At 56.2% G+C, this 22,372-nt stretch carries 19 protein-coding genes; 11 read left to right on the forward strand and 8 right to left on the reverse strand.

The features are described from left to right. The first annotated feature begins 41 nt into the window (after window positions 1-41). Window positions 42-260, forward strand: a complete 219-nt coding sequence (locus tag PUV54_RS02585) for a ribbon-helix-helix domain-containing protein (protein ID WP_274493964.1) — start codon at window positions 42-44, stop codon at window positions 258-260. On the opposite strand, the gene PUV54_RS02590 is transcribed toward PUV54_RS02585, so the two are convergent. Beyond that, window positions 257-3,067 carry a hypothetical protein gene (locus PUV54_RS02590; RefSeq protein WP_274493965.1) on the reverse strand — a complete coding sequence of 937 codons (2,811 nt, stop codon included), beginning with the start codon at window positions 3,065-3,067 and terminating at the stop codon, window positions 257-259. The genes PUV54_RS02585 and PUV54_RS02590 overlap by 4 nt on opposite strands. Window positions 3,068-3,243: 176 nt before the next feature. On the opposite strand from PUV54_RS02590, the gene PUV54_RS02595 reads away from it, so the two are divergent. After that, on the forward strand, window positions 3,244-4,878 hold the full coding sequence (locus tag PUV54_RS02595; protein ID WP_274493966.1) for a chloride channel protein: 1,635 nt from the start codon (window positions 3,244-3,246) through the stop codon (window positions 4,876-4,878). A 9-nt stretch (window positions 4,879-4,887) separates the two neighbouring features. Here the strand turns inward: PUV54_RS02595 and PUV54_RS02600 are convergent, their stop codons facing one another. After that, window positions 4,888-5,610 carry a squalene/phytoene synthase family protein gene (locus PUV54_RS02600; RefSeq protein WP_274493967.1) on the reverse strand — a complete coding sequence of 241 codons (723 nt, stop codon included), beginning with the start codon at window positions 5,608-5,610 and terminating at the stop codon, window positions 4,888-4,890. A 195-nt stretch (window positions 5,611-5,805) separates the two neighbouring features. On the opposite strand from PUV54_RS02600, the gene PUV54_RS02605 reads away from it, so the two are divergent. Continuing rightward, window positions 5,806-6,405: a superoxide dismutase gene (locus PUV54_RS02605; RefSeq protein ID WP_274493968.1), complete on the forward strand. Its 600-nt coding sequence runs from the start codon at window positions 5,806-5,808 to the stop codon at window positions 6,403-6,405. A gap of 74 nt (window positions 6,406-6,479) precedes the next feature. Here PUV54_RS02605 and secF read toward each other — a convergent pair whose 3' ends face one another. From secF to yajC, 3 genes are read right to left on the reverse strand one after another with little or no spacing between them, the layout of a single operon-like run. Then, complete coding sequence (gene secF, locus PUV54_RS02610; protein ID WP_274493969.1) at window positions 6,480-7,448, reverse strand: protein translocase subunit SecF; 969 nt, start codon at window positions 7,446-7,448, stop codon at window positions 6,480-6,482. A 12-nt stretch (window positions 7,449-7,460) separates the two neighbouring features. Continuing rightward, complete coding sequence (gene secD, locus PUV54_RS02615; RefSeq protein WP_274493970.1) at window positions 7,461-9,095, reverse strand: protein translocase subunit SecD; 1,635 nt, start codon at window positions 9,093-9,095, stop codon at window positions 7,461-7,463. Between the two features lie 53 nt (window positions 9,096-9,148). Next, on the reverse strand, window positions 9,149-9,478 hold the full coding sequence (gene yajC / locus PUV54_RS02620) for a preprotein translocase subunit YajC (protein ID WP_274493971.1): 330 nt from the start codon (window positions 9,476-9,478) through the stop codon (window positions 9,149-9,151). 290 nt (window positions 9,479-9,768) lie between these two features. Here yajC and PUV54_RS02625 point away from each other — a divergent pair, with 290 nt between their 5' ends. The 6 genes from PUV54_RS02625 (at window position 9,769) to PUV54_RS02650 (ending at window position 16,549) form a co-directional block, all read left to right on the forward strand. Continuing rightward, window positions 9,769-11,232, forward strand: a complete 1,464-nt coding sequence (locus PUV54_RS02625) for a hypothetical protein (protein WP_274493972.1) — start codon at window positions 9,769-9,771, stop codon at window positions 11,230-11,232. Window positions 11,233-11,330: 98 nt separating this feature from the next. Beyond that, window positions 11,331-12,791 carry an alkaline phosphatase family protein gene (locus PUV54_RS02630; protein WP_274493973.1) on the forward strand — a complete coding sequence of 487 codons (1,461 nt, stop codon included), beginning with the start codon at window positions 11,331-11,333 and terminating at the stop codon, window positions 12,789-12,791. A gap of 298 nt (window positions 12,792-13,089) precedes the next feature. Continuing rightward, window positions 13,090-13,704 carry a TetR/AcrR family transcriptional regulator gene (locus tag PUV54_RS02635; protein ID WP_274493974.1) on the forward strand — a complete coding sequence of 205 codons (615 nt, stop codon included), beginning with the start codon at window positions 13,090-13,092 and terminating at the stop codon, window positions 13,702-13,704. Window positions 13,705-13,707: 3 nt separating this feature from the next. Next, a complete protein-coding gene (locus PUV54_RS02640; protein WP_274493975.1) occupies window positions 13,708-14,484 on the forward strand; it encodes a lysophospholipid acyltransferase family protein in 777 nt (258 codons plus the stop codon). Between the two features lie 62 nt (window positions 14,485-14,546). After that, the gene (locus tag PUV54_RS02645) at window positions 14,547-15,845 is read left to right on the forward strand and encodes an acyl-[ACP]--phospholipid O-acyltransferase (RefSeq protein ID WP_274493976.1); all 1,299 of its coding nucleotides are present in this window, start codon (window positions 14,547-14,549) and stop codon (window positions 15,843-15,845) included. 194 nt (window positions 15,846-16,039) lie between these two features. Further along, window positions 16,040-16,549, forward strand: coding sequence for a hypothetical protein (locus PUV54_RS02650; RefSeq protein ID WP_274493977.1), 510 nt, complete (start codon window positions 16,040-16,042; stop codon window positions 16,547-16,549). Window positions 16,550-16,560: 11 nt separating this feature from the next. Here the strand turns inward: PUV54_RS02650 and PUV54_RS02655 are convergent, their stop codons facing one another. Together PUV54_RS02655 and PUV54_RS02660 are read right to left on the reverse strand one after the other, a co-directional pair. Beyond that, window positions 16,561-17,865, reverse strand: coding sequence for a UDP-glucose dehydrogenase family protein (locus PUV54_RS02655; protein ID WP_274493978.1), 1,305 nt, complete (start codon window positions 17,863-17,865; stop codon window positions 16,561-16,563). 65 nt (window positions 17,866-17,930) lie between these two features. Continuing rightward, entirely contained in the window at window positions 17,931-19,388 is a 1,458-nt protein-coding gene (locus PUV54_RS02660) for an undecaprenyl-phosphate glucose phosphotransferase (protein WP_274493979.1), read from the reverse strand. Window positions 19,389-19,516: 128 nt separating this feature from the next. Here PUV54_RS02660 and PUV54_RS02665 point away from each other — a divergent pair, with 128 nt between their 5' ends. Both PUV54_RS02665 and cysQ read left to right on the forward strand, forming a co-directional pair. Beyond that, window positions 19,517-19,741: a hypothetical protein gene (locus PUV54_RS02665; protein WP_274493980.1), complete on the forward strand. Its 225-nt coding sequence runs from the start codon at window positions 19,517-19,519 to the stop codon at window positions 19,739-19,741. Between the two features lie 54 nt (window positions 19,742-19,795). Next, the gene (cysQ, locus tag PUV54_RS02670; protein ID WP_274493981.1) at window positions 19,796-20,602 is read left to right on the forward strand and encodes a 3'(2'),5'-bisphosphate nucleotidase CysQ; all 807 of its coding nucleotides are present in this window, start codon (window positions 19,796-19,798) and stop codon (window positions 20,600-20,602) included. Here cysQ and PUV54_RS02675 read toward each other — a convergent pair. Further along, window positions 20,599-22,242, reverse strand: a complete 1,644-nt coding sequence (locus PUV54_RS02675) for a hypothetical protein (RefSeq protein WP_274493982.1) — start codon at window positions 22,240-22,242, stop codon at window positions 20,599-20,601. The genes cysQ and PUV54_RS02675 overlap by 4 nt on opposite strands. Window positions 22,243-22,372 lie beyond the last annotated feature (130 nt).

Here is a 22,372-nt window from a genome sequence, read left to right on the forward strand (position 1 = left end):
GGTTTCCTCACTCATGGGGGAGAGGAAGCCGGTTCTTTTTTATGCAGAAACGTTCCATCACCTTGAAGGGTCACCGGACCAGCATCGCGCTGGAGGCAGAGTTCTGGGCAGCGCTCGAAGACCTCGCCGTCGCGAGAGAGAGATCCCTTCCCTCACTTGTTTATGAAATCGATCGCAACCGGCTGAAACAGGACCCAGCGCCGGGGTTAGCATCCGCGATTCGCGTTTTTATCCTAGAAAGCAGCAGCTCAAGCGATTAGTGCGCCGCTTGGGGCATCGCCCCAAGGCAAGGCCGGCCCAAGACAAGTTGCGCATATGAACGGCTGACCTCGTCAGCATACCCGCGCATCATGGGACGTACCTGCTCGAACTTTTGAACACCTGCCGCGCGCGCGATCAGTTCCCCAAAGCGTTTGCGCACAGGCGTCCGCGTCGGGTCAGCCCAGCCTGATAGCGCACGAACCAACTGGAGCCGCGCCCAGAATGCACGCGCAGAAGCAAGCGACTGCGCCGCATCTTCCGTGATCAATCCGGACCTCGCCATGGCGACCAGCGCTTCAGCAGGATGCGTGTCCTGCACAAACGGATGCGCCGAAGCGTGTTTGTAGATCAGAGTACTGATGACCAATTCCACATCCGTACGGCCGCCTTCGATCCGATCGATGTCCCAATCCGATGTCGCTTTTTCCCGGCGCATGCGCTGGGCGCGTGCGCGGTCGAGGTCGCGGAACAAAATATCGGCGCGGCGGGCGCCGGCGACAGCCGTACGCAGCGCGTCCTGCGCTTGTTCGGCAATTTTGTTTTCACCCGCGATGACGCGGCCCCGCGCCAGCATGATCTGTTCGTGCGCGACAGCTTCTGACTGCACGTATGATTTGAAAGCCGCCGCCGCAGGCGCCAACGTTCCCGAAACGCCGGACGGACGATGGCTGGCGTCAGGCAGGATTGCGAAGACACCGTCATCAAGATCGCTCAGGGTCGCAAGATAGCGCTTGGCGAAGGCTTCGTTCCCTTCGTTGTCCGCGTCCTGGGCGATAAATCCGAGATAGGTTGCAACTCCTGGCAAATGCGGGCCTTCCGCTTCAAAAACATGGAGTGCGATTTTGTCCCCGGCGCCGGCTTCATCTTTCGGCGCAAGCTTACGCGCGACTTCGAATACATCAGTTAGCGTCCTCATATGGATCGCATCGAGGGCGTCGACGGCGGCGTCGAAATTCGTGGCGCCGCTCGCCGCGCTGAACGCTATGCGGGCGATGGCGTCTCGGCGCCAGGCGGCAAGTTCCTTGAGGGCGTCATTGCCCTTAAGCGCAGGCGGGGTGAAGCGCGCCAACCATTCGCCGCCACTCTGTGGCGTTTCAGCGCCCGGGCGGTCGAGTATGATTTCCGCACCTTCTTCAGTGTTCAAAAGCGGCTCGATCACCGAACCAAAAGATCCGAATGCATCCACCAGCCCGTCGCGCTGATAGGCATTGTCGCGCATCATGGCGAATACATCGTGCTTGTCGCCACCAGCATCCAACAGTTTATCAAACAGACGCACAGCATCGTCAGGGTGCTGCGTTTCGCCGAAAGCCGTGAGGAGTCCTGGCGCGAGTGCGGAAAACTTCTGGCTGCCTGCGATGCCGCGCGCCGATCGCGTCCAGTCATCAATGGCGGCGGACAGAACCGCGCCATTCAGGAAGCCGAGATCTTCAAGCTTTCCTGCATCACCGTCCTCAGAGCCACTTCTGTATAGCGCAATTTCCGCCTGGATCCCGCCGGTCAGACGTTTTACTGTGTTCGCCGCATCCGTCTGCGCGCCTTTGAGCGCAGCATCAAGACCTTCATAATCAGCAAACCCACAAAGCCTTGCAAGCGCAGATTTTTCGTCCTCGCGTTCCACTTCGACGGTGCAAGAGCCTTTAATCATTTGCATCCGGGCGACGGCCACATGTGCAAGCTCTTCACCGGCGACCAGACGGCGGGCGACATCGCGAGCCAGCAACCGCGAGCTTGCCGCCGTTTCAAAGATCTGCCGCGCTGACGCAGTACGGAACACGGGACGCAGACCGCCAATCGTAACCCGGCAAATATCCGCCGCCTTGCGAAAAACACTGCGAGGATCAGCATCGCTGGCTTCAGCAAGGGCATTGAGCGCTTCCGAAGGAATTGGGTTTTCACCCCAGACAACCTCCTCCATCTCTTCAAGAAAAACGCCGCCTGCTGTGCGATCCCCGGCAACCACGCGCGCGCCGCCCAGCCACATTTTAAGCGCTTCGGCTTGTGGCCCAGCGGCAGTGGCTTTCACGCGTGCGGCGTTGTCAGCGAAGCCTGCACCACCAACACCCGAACCCAATGGCGTGCGCAACGCATAAAGCTGGTGATCGCCTGTCTTGCCTTCGAACGCTTCGCGAATTTCCGCGCCAATACGCACAAAAATTCTATCGGCGCCGCGCGCCGCTTGTCCTTTAAAGGCGTCCTCCGCATAAAGAATGACAAGATCGAGCGGCCCGTGCGGCGATAAATCTTCGTGGGCGAAGTCACCGCCAGCTACAATGAAAACACCGCGCAGGAAATTATCCGGATCTTCAACGGCAAGTTCGCCGCGTTTCACCGCCGCCCGGACAAGCCAGCGAATGCCGGTTTCGACCATGCGTTCAGCAAAATCCACGCGCGCCGCTGTGGCGTCGGCGACGCTCCATTGTCCGCTGAGTTCCGCGATGGCGATTGCAACATCGACGCGGTTTTTGATCGGTGCCAGTGCAGCATGCAGAGCTTCAGGTCCGCCAACGCCGCGATCGAGCGCGGTCAAATCACGGGCCGCCTCAGCCAACACCGGCGAGGCTCCATCCATCAGCGCTATCGCCGCCGCGTCTGGATGCGTGACGCACAATTCGCCCAGCCGCCGTGTTCCCCCAAAAATTCTTAACATCAGCAATCGCCGGTCAGGCTGGTCAAGCGGCGCGCCTGGGTCTCCGCCCATAGAGTCCGCAACCGCACGGCGCCAGCGCTCTAAAGCAGCGCTCGCCCGAGACGGATCGATTTTATCAGCTGAATTGCGGGCGGCATGCGCGGCTGTTGCGGCCATAAAAGTCCCCGTGCCTTTGGTTCAGGATCAGCGCCGATCATGGCAAAGCAGGGTGAATTCGCCGTTAAACAATTGCTGACGATTAGAGGCTCAATAAAAAGAGAGTCCTCATCATCCAGTTTAGACATCTGCTGAATTGCTGATATGTACGACCTTTGTTAACCGTTCTAGTGATCATGACGCGGAACGCCGCCAAGTTTTTGATTTTCTCCCGAAAGGTCCTGCGCCGTGTGCAGGGTTACGGCGTTTACAAAGTCTGGGCGTTTGCTGTCATAATTGGCGCGGCCGCCGCCTACGGCGTGATTGGATTCCGCCATGTCATTGACGCTGTTTCTCTCCTCGCATTTGGCGAAACGGAAGGCGGCATTGTCAGCGGCGCTTCTTCCTTGCACTTTTTTCGAGCGTGGATGGCCCCGGTAATTGGCGGGCTTGTAGTTTCAGCGATGCTTTATCTGGCGGACCGTTTCAAATGGCTCGAAGCAGGACGCCCTCAAGGCGTCGCCGACGTTATAGAGGCTCGCGCCGTCGGCGGAGGCCATGTTTCCCTGCGCACTGGTCTGGCGACGGCGGCTGTTTCCGCCGTCTCACTGGGCGCCGGTGCGAGCGCCGGTCGAGAAGGACCGGCAGTCCACCTTGGCGCGACCATCGCCTCGATCATCAATCGTTATCTAGGCTTCGACGCCAAACAACGGCGTGCGCTGCTCGGATGTGGGGCCGCAGCGGCGGTCTCGGCAAGCTTCAATGCTCCTATCGCCGGCGTTCTTTTTGCTCTCGAGGTTATTCTCGGGAACTATGCCTTGTCCGTGTTCGGGCCGATCGCCGCCGCCAGTGTTTCCGCCGCTATTGTTACGCGCATTCACCTTGGCGACTCGCCGGCTTTCACAATTCCCGAATATGGCGCCTCAGGCACGATTGACGTCCCCCTCGCCGCCCTCCTCGGATTGCTTTGCGGGTTTCTCGCTTCCGGTTTTTTGCAAGCAACCGAACGGATGACGCTGGGCGTGCGCGACTTCGCACAAAAGCGCGGCATATCCTATTTGCTGTTGCCGCCCATCGGCGGGGTCATCGTCGGTTTCATCGGCGCAGCCTTCCCTGAAACATTTGGCGTTGGCTATCAGGCAGTGACGAAAGCCTTGCGTGGTGATTACGCGATACATCTTTTGATGGTGCTGGTGCTGATGAAATGCGCCGCGACCGCCATCACTCTCTCCTGCCGGTTTGGCGGCGGCGTCTTTTCTCCTGGTCTTGTTATCGGCGCCTTCGCCGGCGCGGCCTTTGGCGGCATGCTTGGCGTCATCTTTCCCGGCCTTGCGGCGAGCCCGGTCTATTACGCCATGATCGGCATGGGCGCCGCCAGCGGCGCTATCCTGGGCGCGCCGATCTCAACAACACTGATTGTCTTCGAAATGACGGGCGATTATTCGATCACCATCGCGCTGATGGTGGCGGTCGCCATCGCCACGCTGGTAACGCAATGGCTGTGCGGGCGATCATTCTTCCACTGGCAGCTTTCACGGCGCGGCTACGACCTTTCAGAAGGCCCGCAAGGCATTATTCTGAAAACCATCCGCGTACGGGAGGTGATGGAGAAGATGCCGCCCGGCGCGCCCCTTTCTGACGATGCAGACCGGCTGGAAACACGGCATTCGCTTGGCGAAGCGCTGGCGAAGCTGAACGAGGCGGAAGAACACGGGCTTCCGGTTGTTGATGCAGACGAACCAAGCGTCATTGTCGGCTATCTGTCACGGGTGAAGGCGCTCGCAGCCTATAACAAGGCGCTGATTGATCAAAACATCGAACATCACACGTAATGCCCGGCGTTAGAATTTTCCGAAAGCCATCGCCGTGAATAGCCGTACTCTTTTCAGGAGAGGAAATGGTTTTCGATCATGGCGCGTATAAGATTTTATCAACGACAAGTGCAGCAATGCCGGCGCAATCGACGCTGGCGCCGATGCCAACGCAGCGCTTGTTTCCGTACGGATTTTATTCGCCAGACAGCTTACGTCGTCAGCAAGATATGGAGCGACGGCACGCCCCTCCCGCGCGAGCGACAAGCCAGCCCCAGCCAATCGCGCTGCGTCGGATAACTCATTATCGCCACCGGCAAGCATGACGGCGGCGGCATCGAAAGCCCCGTCAACTTGCGCGAACCATTGCTTCAGGGAATCCACATCGGGAAACGGCACGCCATAAAGCGGCGCGGCGCCGGCATCGATCGCTTCTTCGAACAACCTTGCGAATTTTACATCCGCCAACCCAGCGGCAGCAATTTCTTCCACAACAGGATGCGCGCGAGGCGGTTTGTGGTTTCGGATTTCTTCAAGCGCGTCACGCCACCATTGCAGGCGGATTTCTCCTAGAGGCGGCTCGCTGACGGCGGACGGTATGCGCCTCAACTCAACATGGAACGCATGAAGTGCGCGCAATTTGTTGCGCAATGGCGGCGGGGCGTAGCCGCTCGCAAGCCATTTATCTTCGTCCTGCGTGCGAACAAGGTTGGAACAGTAGTCTCCGGCTGATCCTGCGGTTGCATCGTTCATGCTAATAGCCACTGCAAAAATTGCGCTTTATGCGTCGCTTAGCACATCACGTGGCAGACTGAATGGACTGGCGCGATATTTCCGTGCAAATCTAGCTGGAAGCCGCAACAATTCGACGCATCAGCATGGCGTCAGCGGAACCGATCTCCTAAATCGTTGTTTCGTGACCGTGTAAAATTCAGAAAGGCATTTGAGATGGCGATTACGCTTCCCGATCTTCCCTACAAGAAAAGCGCATTGGCGCCGCATATTTCGAAAAAGACTGTTGAATTTCACTATGACAAACACACCAGCGGATATGTGACGAAGACCAATAAAGCGATTGCAGGTACTGAACTGGATGATGCGTCGCTGGAAGATATTGTGCGCGCCGCAGCCGAACGAGGCGATCAGGGGCTGTTTAATAACGCAGCGCAATCCTGGAACCATATTTTTTACTGGAACTCCATGAGCCCGCGCGGCGGCGGCAAGCCAAAAGGCGATATCGCAGCCGCTATCAAGGAAAATTTTGGCGGTGTCGATGATTTCAAGGAAGCTTTTTCTGCAAAAGGCGGTGGCCAGTTCGGTTCAGGATGGGCGTGGCTGATTGCCAAGAATGGCAAGCTTGATGTCACTAACACGTCGAACGCCGAAACGCCGTTGACGGATGCCGGCGCCACCCCGCTCCTCACCATGGACGTGTGGGAGCATGCGTACTACCTCGATTATCAAAACAGGCGCCCGGACTACATGACCGCGTTTTTGAACAAGCTCGTCAATTGGGATTTTGTGAACGAAAATCTGTCGAAGGTGTAGCTGCTGAAATTAAATTCAAAGAAAAAGGCCGCCAAAATGGCGGCCTTTTTTTAATGCAGCAGGATAGTCAGCACCTAGGCAGTCTGCGCGGAGACTTTTGACCAATCGCGCTTCACGTTCGTGGTCAGCAGGAATGGCGATGCAACAAAAACGGACGAATACGTTCCGATGACGATGCCCCAGATCATGGCAAGCGTGAAGCCCCGCAAGACTTCGCCGCCGAAAATAACCAGAACAAGCAAGGCCAGCATGGTCGTCAATGACGTCATGACTGTTCGCGACAGCGTATCGTTGATCGAAAGATCCAGAAGGTCCGCCAGGGGTTTTTGCTTGAATTTACGCAAGTTTTCACGAACCCGGTCATAGACCACCACGGTGTCATTCATGGAATAACCAACGATCGTCAGGATCGCGGCGATGATAGCGAGGTTGAATTCAAGCCGCGTCACCGCAAACATGCCGAGTGTGATGACAACATCGTGCACGAGCGCAACGATGGCGCCGAGCGAGAACTGCCATTCAAACCGCAACCAGATGTAGATGAGCATCATGGCGATGGCGAGCGCAACGGCGATGGCGCCTTTCTGGATGAGCTCGCCGGAGACAGTTGGGCCGACGACTTCAATCTTCCGGAAATCAATGCCATCGCCCAGTAAATTTCTGAGCGTTTCCTGCACCAGTTCATTTGCCTGTTGCTGGGCGTCTTCGTTAGCGTCAGTGTCAGCCTCCGCTCCTTCAACCTCTTGTTGTTGAATTTTTATCAACACAGCCTCATCGGCGCCGGCGAAGTCCTGGATCGCCTGCACATCGACATTGCCAAGACCCAGATCGGAAACCGCCGTTCGCACGGCCCCGATATCAATCGGCTCGGAGTCGGCAACCTCGATCGTCACGCCGCCTCTGAAGTCGACGCCGAAGTTGAGGCCAATCGTAAAGAGCGCGGCGATAGAGCCGACCACGAGGATGCATGACAGGATTAACGCGGCGAAGCGAAGTTTGATAAATCCGACATTCGTGCGATCGGGGACGAGTTTGAGCAACATGGGTTCTTCCCCTTAAAGCGTGATTTCTTTTGGTCGTTTGGAAAGCAAAAAGCCGCCCGCGAACAGCCGGGTCAGCACATAAGCTGTGAAGACCGACGTGACGACGCCAACAGCAAGCGTAATCGCAAACCCGCGCACCGGCCCTGCGCCAAGCTGGAACATGATGAGCGCCGCAAGGAACGTTGTGATGTTGGCGTCAATAATCGCAGACCGTGCTTTGTCATAACCGGTCTCCGCCGCCTTGATCGGCGTTTTGCCGGCCAGCAACTCTTCACGGATGCGTTCAAAAATAAGGACGTTCGCGTCAACCGCCATGCCGATGGTCAAGACGATGCCGGCAATACCCGGCAGCGTCAGCGTCGATCCCATCAGCGACAAAACGCCTGCGATCAAAATGACGTTCGCCACCAAGGCTATGTCGGCATAGATGCCGAAGCGGCCGTATGAGATCACCATGTAGATGATAACGGCGATAAAACCGATGATCAGCGCCTTGGCGCCCGCCTCCACCGAGTCGGCGCCAAGTTGCGCGCCAACAGATCGTTGTTCCAGCGTTTGCAGCTCTGCCGGGAGCGCGCCCGAACGGATCAGCAAAGCGGTGTTTGCCGCTTCATAGGCTGAAAAACTGCCGGTGATGCGGCCAGACCCCTGGGTGATGGCTGACTGAATGGTCGGCGCTGAAATAATTTCATTGTCGAGAACGATGGCGAAGACAGAACCAATATTGTTACGCGTATAGTCGGCAAACCGGCGTGCACCGCGCTGATCAAAAGCGAAATTGATCTGGAACCCGCCGCCGTCCGCATTCGGACCCGCCGAGGCCGTCTGCACCATATCACCGGTGACTTCCGCATCTTCGTAAAGGACAAGACCCGGTGCGCCAGACGTGCCCGCCAGTTCACCATAGGGCACAAATATCCGTCCCGGCGGTAAGAGGCCATTCATGGCGTCCTGAAGGCTGACTGTCGGATCATGCCGGTGAAAACTCAACTGGCCAGTCCTGTTGATCAGGGCCTGTAGCGCCTGCGGGTCGTTGTCCCCAGGCACCTGAACCACGATGCGGTCGGTTCCCTGCGGCGCGATCAACACTTCCTTGTTGCCGGCCGGGTCGATCCGCCGCCGGACAACTTCAATAGAGTCGCGCACAGCCTCGGTCGAGTAGCGCACCTCGGCTTCCGGCGTCATGACAATTTCGATGCGCTGATTATTGGCGCTGACCGTATAGTCGCGCTGTCCAAGCATGAGCGCCCCACCGACGCCGCGCGTCAGATCGCGCACGCGGTCCGCCGCTTCATCAGACTGGTCAGCATTCGCGATTTGCAGGGTGATGATGTTTTCGTTCTGATTAAAGGTCAGCCCATCGATGGAAATCCGCTCACGGCCAGCGGCGTTATTCGGGCGCATTTCTCGGCGAATGTCACCCATCATCGAGCGCATCCGGTCATCAATTACTTTTTCCGTATCGACGCCAAGCAACAGATGCGATCCGCCCTGCAGATCAAGGCCAAGATTTATCGTACCCTTTGGCAGAAAACCTGGAAGATTGTTTCTTGTTTCTTCGCTTAACAGGTTCGGAACGGCGAACAACGCCGCCAGCACCATCAGCAAAACCACGCCTGCGGTCTGGTATTTTGAAAACTGAAGCATCACTGACCCCGATCCGGCGCGGCGTAATCCGCGCTCAGTTTGTTTTATTCAGCCTATTGATCGTTCGCCGCCGGCTGCGGTTTGGTGCGCACATCGGAAAGCGTCGCTTTCACCACCTTGACCGTGACGTTATCGGCAATCTCAACCATCACTTCATTGTCGTCGAGAATCTTGGTGACCTTGCCGATAATGCCGCCTTGAGTAACGACCACATCATTGCGGCGCACATTTGAGACCATCTCCATGTGCTTTTTCCGCGCCGTCATCTGCGGACGGATCAGCAGGAAATAAAAAATCACGAAAATCACGATGAGCGGCGCCATCTGGATCAAGGGATTGGCGGCGCCTTCAGCGGCCTGCGCGTAAGCGGGCGAAATGAACATGCGGGTTATTCTCCCTGAGGATTGGTGACCTTATGGGTAGAGACAACTCCCCACCCGGCCTTGTGAAGTCGGCGGATATATAGCGATCCACAAGGGCGTTGCAATGCGGACGAAAGAGAGAGCGCCCACCCGGGCGACATTGGACACCCGAATCATCCGCTCCGAGCCTGTCAAAGCCGCCCATTAACACTTTCTTCTGGACAGAACAGACCTCACCCGCCTTGTGGCCGGGATTTTGCTTCTCGTCAGGGCCAGGGAACCCTGAATTCAAGGACTGAAAGCGCGAGAATATGGCGGTTAAGACGCTTCTGCTCGGATTTGACGGCGGCGACGGCGAATTCATCGAATCGATGATCGCCCGGGGCGATCTGCACCATTTTGCAAGACTGCGGGCCTCTTCCATGGCCCAGCTGATTGAGAATGACCCTGGCCAGGGCAATGTCCAGTTCTGGAAGTGCGCCGCAATCGGCCGGGGACCTGACCATCACGGGCATTATTTCTACCTTCAATTCGACCCGCGCACGTATGACACAGTCCTGGGCTCTAAACTTGGCATGCCAAAAGTCACGCCATTTTGGGCGTCGCTCGATCAAGAAGGATACCGCGTCGCTGTCATCGACTGGTACCAAATGCCGACTGCAAAACTGAAACACGGCGCGTTCATTCATCGATGGCAACCGCATGAAACGCTGACTGGCGCCGTATATTCATCAGAGGCGTTGCGCAAACTCGCAGATGGATATCTTACTGATAATCCAATCGCGGAAAGCTTCGCCACCCGTCCTCGCGAAACACCGGAAGAATTAAAAGATTTCTTCGACCGCGTGATCGGCCGGATCGAAGCTAAGGCTCGTTTTTTTGCCGATCACATGACGCGCGAGGATTGGGACCTTTACGTCGCCTGTTTTTCTGAAGCGCATAATATTGGTCATTACTACATCCACCTGCAGGATGAACGTCATGCATTATACAATCCTGACGCCGCAGCGTTGATCAAAGCTCCCCTTGAGCAATGCTATCGCGCGCTCGACAAGGCTGTCGGCATCATGCTGGATGCTGTCGGCGAAAGCGCAAATGTCTTTATGTTTGCCGGTCCCGGCATGGAGCCGTTTACGAGCGCCAATACAGCCATGGATGAAATCACACGGCGCATGGATTTAGGGTTCGAGACGCCGAAATCGGCTGCTGAAGTGACAAAAGAAGCGTATCGTTCATTTCTGCCTCCAGAATTGCGCCGCAAAATCGCGCCGTTTGCGCGTGCCGTACGGCGCAGGTTTGTCGATCACGAATATCGCCGCCGCAGGTTCTTTGCATTGCCTCACGGAGGCGGCGCAGGCGCCATTCGCATCAACAAAAAAGGCCGTGAACGATACGGCGTCATCTCGCCAGGCGCCGAATACGAGGCGCTTGTGGAAGAGATCGCAACCGGATTGGCGAGCTTTAAAGTTGCAAGCGACGAGCGCCCTCTTGTCAAACGCGTTATATGCATGGCGCATGAATATGACGGCCCGCACCTTGATCTGCTGCCGGACATTTTTGTCGAGTGGGAACGCGCTGACCGTTGCGGCGGGGTCGCAAAAATTATTTCAGACCGGTTTGGCGAAATCGATGTGCCGCTGCCTGTGCGTACCGGTGATCACAATGAGCATGGCGTGCTCTGGACGCCGAAAGACGTCAGTGTTTTATCATCGCCTGTACGGCCTGCCGCTGTCGCGGATATTGTTATGAATACGGTTCGCAAAACTCCGCGTTAACCATAAGCGCGGCTTATCAGCGTTTTAACATTGACTGTTGTATCTGTTGGCGAGAACTTTGCTTTTTTCCATGTAACCAGTGTTTTGCAGGCGGGGCGATGACGGCGAAGACGTTAGTATTTGGGTTTGACGGGGCGGATCACGCCTATATTGATGCCATGATCGCGGACGGCGAATTGCCGGTTTTTGCACGGCTGAAAGCGTCCTCTCGCGTTTTTAATTTCGAAAATGATGCCGCCATGGGCGCCGCGCAGTTCTGGAATTCAGCTTCCATCGGCGCAGGCCCAGCCCATCACGGCCATTATTTTTACATGCAATTCAAACCCGACACCTACGACATCGTGCCGAACCATGATTCTTCCATTCCCGAGATCACTCCGTTCTGGAATACGCTCGATGACGAAGGCTTTTCAGTTGGTGTTATTGACTGGCATCGGTTGCAGCCGAAACCATTGAAGAACGGTTTCCTGATCGATAATTGGACTGGTCATGATCCGCTGACCGATACAGTCTTTTTGCCGGAAACGCTCAAGGAAGAAACAATCCGCTTTTTCAACGGCGACTCGGCTGCCGGTGGATTTGCGTCCAAGCCTCGCGTAACGGCTGAAGACCAGAATGAATATCTCAGCAACCTTTTTCAGCGCATCGAAGCGAAGACAAAATTCTGCGAAGAAAAACTGGCGCAGAAGGAGTGGGATCTTTTCATGACCTGCTATGCGGAAGCGCACGACGTGGGTCATTATTTCTACCACCTGGATGATCCGAACCACCCTCGCTACGACGCGCAGCTCGCCAAGGATGTAAAAGAGCCGTTGAGGGAGTGTTACCGCCGTCTTGATGAAGCGGTTGGACGGGTCATAGAGGCCGCTGGCGAAGGCGCAAAGGTTTTCATCTATGGCGGTCCGGGCATGGAGATGCTGGTTTCTGCAAACAGCGCCACAGAGGAAATGATCCGGCGCATTGACCTTGGCGTCGGCGCGCCGAAATCCGGCGCAGAAACCGCGCGGCAAACCTACCGCTCATTCCTGCCGCTCAACTTACGCAGGAAGCTGGCCCCGCTGGCGCGTTCAATTCGCAGGCGCTTCGCCAATCATGAGTATGAACGACGACGTTTCTTTGCTATTCCGCATAATGACAATGCCGGCGCTGTACGCATAAATGTCAAAGGCCGCGAGAAGCATGGCATCGTTACTCGCGGGGCCGAGTATGACGCTGTTGTCCGTGAAATCGACGAGGCGGTGAGAACCTTTAAAAACGCCGGTACTGGCGCGCCTCTGGTCAAACGCGTTGTTTGCATGCCCTATGAGCATGATGGTCCTTTTATTGATGTCCTGCCCGACGTTTTCATCGAGTGGAATCGTGAAGGCGCCACACGCAACGTAACCAAAATTATTTCAGAAAAATATGGCGAGATTGATATCGAGGATGTTGATCGCACCGGGGACCATAATCCATCCGGCTTTTACTGGACGCCGATCACCTATGAAGGCCCGCCGGTGACTCTGCCGGAACAGGTCACCGCCCCGATTGTCCAGGCGGTAAAGGGCGCTGGCGCATAGCCAGCTCTGCGCGGCTTTAAACCACTAAAACCATATCTGCTTACTTCAGCGGCCCCTCACGCCTTGCCCCTTGAGGAATGCCTCCCCTTTTTCGAACGCCAGAAGTAGCTGAGTGAGCGCTCACTTGACATTTATGCGCCAATGCGACAAAGTTGAGAGAAATTCAAGGTGAGCGTTCACTCAGTTATGGCCTCGTTCCCAAGCATTGTTGAGCTTCCGGGAACAGCAGATTGAGCCCACGGCGGGAACATTTGCGCTGAGAGCGTATTGCGCACGACCGGGCATGAAAGGAATTTTAATGGCAGACAGGCAAGTCGAGGATTTGCGCGGCGTCACCGCCGCCGCCGGGACCACAAAAGCCCGGATTGAACGAGCCGCCCTCACCCTTTTTTGCCAAAAGGGCGTTGACGCCGTCACTACGCGGGAGATCGCCCAGGCAAGCAGCATTTCCGAAGGGGCGTTATACCGCCACTATCCGAGCAAAGAGTCGCTCGCCGAAACGATGTTTTTCGCCATACACACGCATCTCGCTGATGAAATTCACGCTTCGGCGGATCAAGCAGACGGGATAGACGAAAAAGCGCAAGCAATTGTCGCCACCTATGCGCACATTGCAGATGATGATTGGACGTTGTTTGCCTACCACCTCTTAACGACGCACCGGTTTCTTCCGTTTAAGGAAGAAAAACAACGCACTCACAAATACAACCCGGTTTCGCTCGTCGAAGAAATAATTGCCGATGCGATGAAGAAAGGCGAGCTTACCGCCGGTGACGCGGCGTTCAAAGCCGCTAACGCGCTAGGTGTTGTTTTGCAAACCGCGCTCCACAAAATATATGGCCGCATAGAAGATGATCTTACCAATCGTAAAGCTGAACTGAGCGCCGCTGTCATCGCAGTGCTGAAGGCTTAATCCATGCTGATCACTATTCGCTCATTAGTGTTTCAGGCTGCATACTGGCTGACATCGATCTTTTACGTCATCGGCGCCATCCCACTCGTGATTATTCCCAGTCGCAAGCCGCTGATGTACTGGATACTCGGTTACACACGGACGATGATGTTCTGGATGCGCGCTATTGCCGGGATCAAAATCCGCATAAAAGGCAGAGACAACATTCCGGACGGCCCATGCATCATCGCCGCGAAACATCAAAGCTGGGGCGACGGGTTCGTCATGTTTTCGCAGTTTCGCGATCTTGCCTTTGTCACTGGCGATCATCTCGAAAAATTCCCGCTGGTGGGCGGGCTGTTGCGCAAGATGGGCGCGATTGTGGTGGACAATTGCGGCGGCGCCTATGCGCGAGCGCGACTTGTGGATGCAGAACTGAAAAAAGCGCAAGGCCAGAACCGCCGCATTCTGATTTATCCGGAAGGTCATCTTGCGCCTGTTGGCCAACACTACCGATATAAAAAAGGCGTTTATCATATGTACCACGTCTATGGTTGCGCCGCCGTGCCGGTCGCCACCAATCTCGGGCTCAGATGGCCGCAACAGAGCTGGCGACTGACGCCAGGAGAGGCCGTTGTCGAGTTCCTGCCGCCGATCGCGCCGGGGCTTGATAAGGAGACGTTCATGGCCCGCCTTGAGCGCGATATCGAAGCGCGCTCTATTGAGCTTCTAGGCGAGGAGCGCCCGCAAGGGGTAGAGATCGGCGCCCTTTTGCCCGACCCGGGGAAACAGACCAGTTGAACAAAACCACTTCTCAGGAAGCCGCAAAGACGCCGTTGTTTTTTCAAAGGCGTTTCTGGCCCATGTGGACAGCGCTTTCCTTCGGCACGTTTGCAGACAACACGCTGCGTCAGGCGCTCCTTATCGGCATTCCGGCAGGGATTATCACGACGCCCTTTTTTACTGACGCCGACAATGCTCTTCCCTTTATTGGCGCTTTGTTGCCGTTAGCGATTTTGATTTTTTCATCAGTATCGGGACAGCTTGCTGACAAGTATGAAACAGCGTTTATGTTCCGGCGCACAAAATTCGCCGAACTATTGCTGATGCTGACCGCTGCAATTGCCTTTGCGTCAGGCATCGGCTGGCTCGCCATCGCCATGTTATTCGCGATGGGCGCGCAGTCCGCGTTTTTCTCGCCTGTGCGCGTTGGCGCCATGCCGAAATATCTAAAGCCCAATGAACTCGTGCGCGGGAATGGTTTGTGTAATGCGGGGCTCTTTACGTTCATCCTTCTTGGGTACATGGCGGGCGGCGCCTTGATTGTTCAGGAGGGCGGCGGTTTCATGGTTGGCGCTGTTTTGATCAGCGCGGCGAGCATTGGTTTTCTGGCTGCCCTGCGCACCCCCAAAGCTGCGGCGAACGCGCCGGATCTGAAGCTCAGCTTTAACGGCGTCACGCAAACTGTCAGGATGTTCAAATTCGTATTCGAGGGTCGCGGCGTCGCCCCGCCTTTGTTGGGGGTTGGCGTCTTTTATCTCCTCTCGACTGCCGTCACTGTCATCATTCCGCTCTATGGCCGCGATGCGCTTTATGCTGAACCGCTGGTTTGGGCGGCGCTCAACGGATTATTCGCCATTGGCGCGGGAATTGGCGCCGTGACCGCTGCAAGCCTGCCGAAGGCAAAGTCGAGCCTTGGCGCCTCAACCCTTGCTATCGCCTGCGCCGGCGTTGCGAGTTTCCTTGTCTATTGTTTGACGCCCCTCGCCGCAGGTAGTGAAGCCAATCCGGTAAGCCTGGCCTCGTTTTTTTCCAGCGCGTCGGGGTTAAGCCTTACATTCATACTAATTCTCACTGCCGCACTCGCGGGTGTTTATATCGCACCGTTACAAGCAGCGATGCAAAGGCGCGCCGCGCCAGCCGTCCGTGCCCGGATCATGGCTGCCAGCGCTTTCGCTAACGCCGCATTCGCAATACCTGGATCATTGTCACTCCTTGCCATCACCGCAACCGGAGTGGACCCGCGTCTTGCCTTCATCGCCGTCGGCGTCGCCATGCTGATCATTGCAGGAATCATGTTCGCGCGAATGCGGGCGCTGCCCGAGGGTCTCTATGATGAAATGCTCAGTTCTGCAGATGAAAGCCCCCTCCAAAACGACTGATTTGAGCCGCTCTCCTCAACAGCTATGCCGCTTTTGCCGGGGCTCCGTGCATGCTATTCATAAATTGTTAACGGCGGAACTTGCTGATTTTGCGGGTAAAAACTTGGAATAGTCGGTTCTCAATCCTGCATTATGGTTGGAATTCCGGTATAATTAACGCACCAGCAAGGACAAAACGGTACTTTCCACAGGTTATGGAGCTAACGTTCGCCATCATAGCGACCTGCCTCGTCTTCGGCGTCATCGCCGCGGTGGCGTCCGTGCGTCCAAATCTGCTTCCTGAGATCGGCGCGTCATTGCGCAAGACACAAACGGTCAAAAAATTCTCGCCCCGCAATACGCTTTTCATTATCGGCACATATTCGAACCATCCAGCATGCAAAATGCAGCGCCGGTTACTGAAACCTGCGATTGCGGCGCTCATCCGAAACGATGTCACGGTGATGGAAGTTTACGGCGATGACCAGCCGCGACAGAATGGCGAAGCGATTGACTGGCTAGATCCGGCTTTGCTGCGGCATGCGCTTGATGCTGAAGACGGTTTCTATGTGATCTATGTCGATGCTGACGGAAAAACGCTATTCCGTAGCGAAGCGCCGATGGTGACATCAGACATTCTGGATCGTGCGAAGCTTGATATCGCGACGCCAGTGCGCGGCGCCAAGAGAAAAAATCCCGTTCTCAAAAAGCTTCGCGCCGCTTAAAAGCGTTCTGGTCAAGGCCTTCCGATTGAATGATAGTCGATACCCGCCTCGGCCATTTCCGAGGGTCGATAGATATTACGCAAATCAATCATAATCGGCGCTTTTAAAAGCGACTTGACGCGATCCATATCAAGCGCACGGAATTCGTCCCACTCTGTGATGATGACCACAGCGTCTGCTCCATCCAGCGTTTGATATGGCCCTTCTACATATTCGACAGAGCCTAACAGTTCTTTCGCCTCATTCATGCCTGCCGGATCAAAGGCGCGCACTTTCGCGCCGGCCTTTTGCAATGCCGGCACAATATCGAGTGACGGCGCATCGCGCATATCGTCAGTGTTGGGTTTGAACGTGAGGCCCAAAACCGCAATCGTCTTGTCTTTAAGACTGCCGCCACAAGCGGCGATTACGCGATCGGCCATTTTCTTTTTGCGGGCGTCATTGATATCCACAACCGCTTCGACGATTTTCGTCGGCGCTTCATTCACCTGCGCAGTGCGCACCAGCGCCAGCGTATCCTTCGGGAAGCAAGAACCGCCATAGCCAGGACCGGCGTGCAAGAACTTGCCACCGATACGGCCGTCAAGGCCAATACCGCGCGCCACCTCCTGAACATTGGCGCCGACTTTTTCGCAAAGATCAGCCATTTCGTTGATGAACGTAATTTTGGTCGCGAGGAAAGCGTTTGCTGCGTATTTTATCAGTTCCGATGTTGCACGGTTGGTAAAGACGATCGGCGTCTCGTTGAGATAAAGCGGCCTGTATAATTCTCGCATGACTTTTTGCGCGCGCTCGTCCTCAGCACCAACAACGACACGGTCAGGCCGTTTGAAATCCTCAATCGCGGCGCCCTCTCGCAGGAATTCAGGATTTGAGACGACGGAAAACGCCGCATCAGGACGGGTTTTTCTAATAATCTCTTCGACTTCCGTTCCGGTGCCGACCGGCACGGTCGATTTGGTGACGACAACAGTGTAGCCGTCCATCACTTGGGCGATTTCCTCCGCCGCTTTGTAGACATAAGAAAGGTCTGCAAACCCGTCGCCGCGACGCGACGGCGTGCCTACCGCGATGAAGACCGCATCCGCGTTCGGTGTAGACGCAGCAAGGTCGAGGCTAAAAGACAGTCGCCCGGCTTTGACGTTTTCGGCCACAAGCGCTTCGAGTCCGGGTTCGTAAATCGGAATTTCGCCGCGTTCGAGTTTGTCGATTTTTGCTTCGTCTTTATCGACGCAAACCACATCGTGACCGAAGTCTGCGAAGCAGGCGCCGGACACGAGGCCCACATAGCCGGTGCCGATCATAGTGACGCGCATAACAATATCCTGAGCAAGCAATCGCGCCCGGCACCCGCCGGCCGCTTAATCATCAACCCCGGGTCTTAAACGGCGTTTTTGGGAAAAACCACCGCCCGGACGGTCAAAATCAGGATTTTAATGTCAAACCAGAGCGACCAGTTGTCGACATAGGCAAGGTCATAGCGCACACGCCCCGCCATCTGCTCGGTTTCCGAGGTTTCACCGCGAAAACCGTTTACCTGAGCCCAGCCGGTTATGCCGGGCTTGACCTTATGACGGCCTGAGTAATTCTCGATCATCCTGGCGTATTGGTGATTATGCGCCAGCGCATGCGGACGCGGTCCTACCAGAGACATGTCGCCCTTGATGACGTTGAAGAGTTGCGGCAACTCATCAAGACTATACCGGCGTAATATCTTGCCAATCGGCGTTATGCGGGGATCGCCGGGCTTTGCCTGTTCTATCACGTCGCCATCATCTGCGACCGTCATGGTCCGGAATTTATAGACTTTGAACACAGCGTTGTTGAAGCCATGGCGTTGCTGCGCAAACAGTATTGGCCCTTTGCCCTGCGCTTTAATAATGAGAGCGATGATGAGCATCACCGGCGACAAGGCAATCAGCGCGAGCGCGCCCAGCACATAGTCTTCAACTGTTTTGATAACGCCGCCCCAGCCCTCAAGCGGGCGCCGGTACAGCGACAGTACCCGCACGCCACCGACATCAGTAATGGCGCCGCCGAGGTGATCAAGCCAATGAATGTTGGGGCAGATGGCGATCGAAACCGGCAGGATCGACAAGCGCCGAACGAGTTTCGCCATATCTTCCGGCGCAGCGCGCGGTACGGCAATCACAATATCATCGATCTCCCCGCCGCGCGCGGCGGTTGCCAGGTCGCCGAGATTTCCTTTCGAGCCTGACAAATGGGTATCGCCGCGGTCGCTCAGCTCTGCATCATAAACGCCGACAATAGAGATACCGGCGGGCGAATCCGCCGCCATTTCAGCGAATTTCGCGCCGAGCGATGTTGCGCCAACCACCGCAACACGGCGCGCGAAGACGCCGCCATCGCGGCTCATACGGCGTACGAACGCTACGGCCGCATAACGCACGCCGATGACTGACCCGAGCGCGACACCGCTCCAGGCAAAAAGCCAGACGCGGGAAAATTCATCCGAGATTTTTAAAGCGAAACCGAATGCTAAAAGCCCCAGCACGGTCAGCGCCCAGCGCGAAAAAATCGCCCGGAGCGACCATTCGGCCGAAATCAACTGTTCAAAATCATAATAGCCGTCACGGCGCATCAAGGCGGTAAAAACCGTCGCGCCCATGATGCCGGCGGCGGCGTAACTTTGAAAATCAAAAGGCGTTTCCAGCCAGAACGTATGATAGAAGAAAGCAACGCCTACGGATGACATGATCACAAGCATGAAGTCTATGAATTGCACCACATCGCCAAAAAGCGCGCGCGCTATCGGCGCCCGGCGGCGAACGCCGTCGGAGGAAAAACTGTCTGCACTGCTTACGCCGGGTTCCGCCATCGGGGGGTCTTATTCCCTAGTCTCTTGAGACGTGCAACACTTAACAAGGCCTTCAAATCACGGCCCGAAGCTTGAATGGCAATCATGCAAGAATAAGGCTATTATACGACAGAAGGATAACCTGTGCCATGTCGAAACAGTTTGCGGCGTTTTACGTAAGCTGGCGGGACGCAAAAGTCCGTCCGCTTGGCCTGGTGGCCGACGAGCGCGATTACGGCCGCGCCGCCGCCGCCGCCCTCCAGTCGCGACTTAACCAACTCGCCGATGAGGGCTGGATCGTACAGGAGATCATCCCTTCCGGCGGCCTCTCGCCAAAGCAGACTGCAGCGTTCACTATCATCGCGTTCCGCTAAACGCGCGGCAAATCGCCAGTTGCCTTTTCCGTCCGGCCATAGCATCCGGACCACATGACCAAGATTTCACCTTCCGATGAAGATCTCGCACAGGCGCTCTCAGGCTATGCGCTGGAAGCCGGTGCGGCCGCGCTTGAAATTTACAACACCGAATTCACAGCAGACATAAAAGAAGACAAGTCGCCTGTTACGCAGGCGGACCGCCTTGGCGAAGAGATCATTCTGAAGGGCCTTAAGAGTTTCGCGCCTTCCATCCCCATTCTCGCGGAGGAAAGCGCATCTGAAGGGAACGCGCCTGACGATCTGGGCAATCTTTTTTTCCTTGTTGATCCGCTTGACGGCACGCGTGAGTTCATCAACCGCACGGGTGAGTTTACCGTCAATATCGCGCTCATTGAAAATGGCAGAGCCATTTACGGCGTCGTCTATGCGCCCGCATCGAATATTGTCTATGCAGGTGGAAGAGAAGGCGCATGGAAAGCTTTGGTTGATGAAAACGGCGCTCTTGGCAAGCGGAGTACCATTAATGTCCGTACGACTCCATCAGACGGATTAATCGCGGTCGCAAGCCGCTCGCACCGTTCGCGTGAGACGGATGAATATTTGAAAACGCTCAATGTGGCTGATTTTACCGCTGCTGGTTCATCTTTAAAATTCTGCCTTTTGGCGGAAGGCAAGGCAGATGTTTATCCTCGTTTCGGACGCACCATGGAGTGGGACACCGGCGCCGGTCAGGCGGTTTTGGAAGCCGCAGGGGGTAGTGTGCTTACTCATCCCCATGGCGAACCGCTAGCCTATGGCAAATCGGCGCGAGGCTATGACAACCCGCATTTTATCGCCTGGGGGCGAATTCCGGGTTAGCGGTAAAGCGAAGCGTCTGCCGTGGGAAACAGGTTGGATTGCGACTGCAAATCGCGTCTGACCCAGATATCCCACAATGCCGTGCGTTCCACCATTTTGAACTCTGTATAAAGCAACGCTTCGGAACGCCCCTTCGCCGCGGCGGTTTTCGGATCCATATCAAGACGCGGTACAAAGACGACATTGGCGTTGCTCGCCGCGGCAGGACCATCAGCATGACAATCGCGCTTCGTCGTGATCACACACGCTGTATCAGCACCGGTCAGAAACGCGACATCCAACCCCTGTTCGGCAAGCGTGCGCGCCCGGCTCGCCGCTTCCAACAGCATCGCAGATTGATCCACTGGCGTGAGAGCAAAAAAATCACGCGCTTCGGGCGTCGAGAAACGGCCCTCTTCAACCCATTTCGCGATTGTTGGACCACCGGGCTGCACAAGCGCCAGTTCGGTGCGTATGTCCTCGGGCGCATTTTTTGCGGCGCTATACTGAAGCGAGAATTGACCCATGGCGTGAACGGCGATGGCAAGCGTCCAGAACAAAGTGAGCCCTGCAGCCGTCAGCGCTGTCGCCACGCTGGCGCGATCATGATCGCGGAACAACCCGTCGTAAAAAGGCGACGCCACGGAGAAACAGGCGAGCCCCGCCGCCAAAGCAAAAACGGGCAAAGCGTTTGCGCCGGCAATGCGGGCCGCCACCAGTCCCGCGATCATCAAACCAAGGGCGGCCGCCCAGTTTCGGCGGTGCGCGCGCCCTCCAAAAATCATGGCCGAGAAAATCACCAATAGCGCCCCATAGGCCGCGCCTCCCAGCCCCAGCGCGCTTTCCCCGCCAGTGACAACGTCTTTCATGTTCAAAACGTCAGAAGCGGCGCCGGCGCGTGCGGCGTTCATGCCTGGCGCCATGATTTCGATAGCGATCGCCAGAAGAACGAAGACGGCAAATGCTGCCGCGTAACGCTGGAGACCGAAACGGCCAGTCAAAAACGGGCATGCCGCCAGAGCAGCAAAACCGACAAGAGCAAAAACAGGATTCATCATCCACAGGGCGATCAGTCCGCTGCCGCCCAGCGCCCCCTCAAACCAGGCGCGCCCTTTTGACTCGTCCGCAGAAACGGAAACAAAGGACAAAATACTGACCAGAAATATCGCCAATCCAAGTTCGGCAGGCCCGGAAAATGGCGCCGCCGCGTAAGCCGCTAAAGCGCCCGTAACGGAAGCACTGAAAACCGCTGGAAAACGCGAAGCGCAAAGATAGGCAAGCGGATAAAGAACGAGAACTGCACCGAGCGCTTTTGCGATCAGATGCACGCGTCCTGGCGCATCGACGAAAATGTCAGCGCCCATCAAAAGCATCAGGAAAAACGGCGTATCGTGTTCAACCAGCTTGGCCTCGCCTGCAAGAACAGCTCGTGCTTCCGCAATCGGCGCAATCATATCGACCGTTGGCGTGAGGCTTAACAACGCCGGTGAAAAGACAGCGGCTGCAGCGAAAAGCAAAGCTGCTGCAATTGCCCACAGAAAAGACCAGCCAGGCTCTCGCCAGGAAAAGATCACCATGGCCGCAGCGCGGGCACGCGGCGCTTCATTCCGCCAAGCAACTTCGGGAATTGGTTCATCGTAAGGAGCGTGCGACGTACTCATCTGATACTACCCTGACCTTGCGTTAACCCTAGATTGCGACGACACGCGCCGCTCAGGCCTCACGTTGCAAGTTTTTTGCCGATCACTCGCCTTAAACGCGAAAATCCCCTAGGACCGTGGAAAATCGCGC

Origin of the sequence: Hyphococcus flavus (assembly GCF_028748065.1) — a bacterium.
In the GTDB taxonomy this organism is placed as follows: Bacteria; Pseudomonadota; Alphaproteobacteria; order Caulobacterales; family Parvularculaceae; genus Hyphococcus; species Hyphococcus flavus.

Bases quoted from the DNA above. Each gene is read 5' to 3' on its own strand.
- PUV54_RS02585 (WP_274493964.1), top strand. From the start codon at position 42: ATGCAGAAACGTTCCATCACCTTGAAGGGTCACCGGACCAGCATCGCG.
- PUV54_RS02590 (WP_274493965.1), bottom strand. From the start codon at position 3,067: ATGGCCGCAACAGCCGCGCATGCCGCCCGCAATTCAGCTGATAAAATC.
- PUV54_RS02595 (WP_274493966.1), top strand. From the start codon at position 3,244: ATGACGCGGAACGCCGCCAAGTTTTTGATTTTCTCCCGAAAGGTCCTG.
- PUV54_RS02600 (WP_274493967.1), bottom strand. From the start codon at position 5,610: ATGAACGATGCAACCGCAGGATCAGCCGGAGACTACTGTTCCAACCTT.
- PUV54_RS02605 (WP_274493968.1), top strand. From the start codon at position 5,806: ATGGCGATTACGCTTCCCGATCTTCCCTACAAGAAAAGCGCATTGGCG.
- secF (WP_274493969.1), bottom strand. From the start codon at position 7,448: ATGTTGCTCAAACTCGTCCCCGATCGCACGAATGTCGGATTTATCAAA.
- secD (WP_274493970.1), bottom strand. From the start codon at position 9,095: ATGCTTCAGTTTTCAAAATACCAGACCGCAGGCGTGGTTTTGCTGATG.
- yajC (WP_274493971.1), bottom strand. From the start codon at position 9,478: ATGTTCATTTCGCCCGCTTACGCGCAGGCCGCTGAAGGCGCCGCCAAT.
- PUV54_RS02625 (WP_274493972.1), top strand. From the start codon at position 9,769: ATGGCGGTTAAGACGCTTCTGCTCGGATTTGACGGCGGCGACGGCGAA.
- PUV54_RS02630 (WP_274493973.1), top strand. From the start codon at position 11,331: ATGACGGCGAAGACGTTAGTATTTGGGTTTGACGGGGCGGATCACGCC.
- PUV54_RS02635 (WP_274493974.1), top strand. From the start codon at position 13,090: ATGGCAGACAGGCAAGTCGAGGATTTGCGCGGCGTCACCGCCGCCGCC.
- PUV54_RS02640 (WP_274493975.1), top strand. From the start codon at position 13,708: ATGCTGATCACTATTCGCTCATTAGTGTTTCAGGCTGCATACTGGCTG.
- PUV54_RS02645 (WP_274493976.1), top strand. From the start codon at position 14,547: ATGTGGACAGCGCTTTCCTTCGGCACGTTTGCAGACAACACGCTGCGT.
- PUV54_RS02650 (WP_274493977.1), top strand. From the start codon at position 16,040: ATGGAGCTAACGTTCGCCATCATAGCGACCTGCCTCGTCTTCGGCGTC.
- PUV54_RS02655 (WP_274493978.1), bottom strand. From the start codon at position 17,865: ATGCGCGTCACTATGATCGGCACCGGCTATGTGGGCCTCGTGTCCGGC.
- PUV54_RS02660 (WP_274493979.1), bottom strand. From the start codon at position 19,388: ATGGCGGAACCCGGCGTAAGCAGTGCAGACAGTTTTTCCTCCGACGGC.
- PUV54_RS02665 (WP_274493980.1), top strand. From the start codon at position 19,517: ATGTCGAAACAGTTTGCGGCGTTTTACGTAAGCTGGCGGGACGCAAAA.
- cysQ (WP_274493981.1), top strand. From the start codon at position 19,796: ATGACCAAGATTTCACCTTCCGATGAAGATCTCGCACAGGCGCTCTCA.
- PUV54_RS02675 (WP_274493982.1), bottom strand. From the start codon at position 22,242: ATGAGTACGTCGCACGCTCCTTACGATGAACCAATTCCCGAAGTTGCT.